This window comes from Negativicoccus succinicivorans (genome assembly GCF_018373335.1).
In the GTDB taxonomy this organism is placed as follows: domain Bacteria; phylum Bacillota; class Negativicutes; order Veillonellales; family Negativicoccaceae; genus Negativicoccus; species Negativicoccus succinicivorans_A.
Genome location: NZ_JAHAHH010000122.1, coordinates 1 through 1,623, shown reverse-complemented (window position 1 = coordinate 1,623; position 1,623 = coordinate 1). Strand labels below are relative to the sequence as shown.

At 50.2% G+C, this 1,623-nt stretch carries 1 protein-coding gene; it reads left to right on the top strand.

The features are described 5' to 3' along the window. Nucleotides 1–161: 161 nt before the first annotated feature. Nucleotides 162–1,623: DEAD/DEAH box helicase (locus KH813_RS06620; RefSeq protein WP_303994550.1), on the top strand; the 1,462-nt coding region annotated here is incomplete at its 3' end.

The following is a 1,623-nucleotide window of genomic DNA, read 5'->3' as shown; positions in this document are numbered from 1 at the left end:
GGTAAAAGCGGCTATGTGAAGGTAGAGAAAAAAGCATATACAAACCGCGACGGACAAACGCGGTGGCGCAATGAGATTGCCCGCTATCTCGCGCCGAATGATAAAGAACTGCTGGCGTTTGTTAAGGCGGCCGCCGATAACACGAACCCGCCGTTCTGATTATGCAGTTACGCGACTACCAAGAACAAGCGGTGAAAGCAGTGTTCACGGAATGGGCGGACGGGCGACTGAAAACATTGCTCGTTTGCCCGACCGGAACAGGCAAAACCGTAATCTTTTCCGAAATTGTACGGCGCATTGTAGCAGCCGGCAAGCGGGTGCTGGTACTTGCGCATCGTGAAGAATTGTTGAATCAAGCGGCGGAAAAGATTGAAACGCTGACAGGGTGCATGACGGCGCTTGAAAAAGGCACGCAAACGAGCCTTCACAGTATGGCGCCGATCACCATTGCAAGCGTACAAACGCTATCAAGAGAAAGTCGTTTGCAAGCATTTGAACCTGACCATTTCGACGCGGTCATTATTGATGAAGCGCATCATGCGCTAAGTCCCACATATCGACGTATTATTGACCACTTCCAAGCGAAATATTTAGGCGTAACGGCGACACCGGATCGCGGCGACAAAAAGAAATTAGGCGAAATATTTGATTCGTTAGCCTTTGAATATTCGACCATTACGGCGATTAATCAAGGCTATCTCGTGCCGATTATCGCAAAACAAATACCGCTAAAAATTGACATCAGTCAAGTTGGCAAGTCCGGCGGCGATTATGCGGCCGGCGATAGCGGACACGCGATTGAACCGTATTTGTCGGAGATCGCGCGGGAAGTCAAACCGCTTTGCCCTGACCGCAAAATAGTAATGTTTTTGCCACTCATTGAAACAAGTCGAAAGATGGTAAAAGCGTTACAGGATATCGGCATAGCCGCGGCGGAAGTGAACGGCGAATCGGCTGACCGTGCGGAGATTATCCGCGATTTTGAACGCGGTAAATATTCCGTACTATGTAACGCTATGTTGTTGACGGAAGGCTGGGATTGTCCGGCCGTAGATTGCATTGTCATTTTGCGGCCAACTAAGATCCGAAGCCTTTACGTGCAAATGGTGGGACGGGGAACACGTCCGGCACCGAACAAAAAAGATTTATTATTGCTGGACTTCTTGTGGCAGTCGGGGCGAATGGAACTATGCCGACCGGCTGACATTGTCGCCGACAAAGAAGAAAAACTGGCGCGAATCACGCAAAAACTTACCGATGCGGACGGAGAACAGCTTGACCTGTTGGAGCTTGCCGACGAAGTCGATCGCGATATTGTCAAAGAGCGCGAACAGGCAATGAAAAATCTGTTGGAAGAAAACCGCACGAAAAAAGGCAAGACGGTCAATGTTATGCAATTTGAATTTTCTATCGGCGGCGGCATGCTGCTCGATTATGAACCCGACTTTGCGTGGGAGCGTGAACCGGTTACGGAAAAGCAAGCGCAAACATTGCAAAAAATGGGCGTTGATCCGGCTGGCAATTCATGTAAAGGCGCGGCCTCCGTTGTCCTTAATCGCTTATTTAAGCGTATGGACGCCGGACTGGCAACGCCGTTACAGATCCGGACGCTGGAGCGTGTGC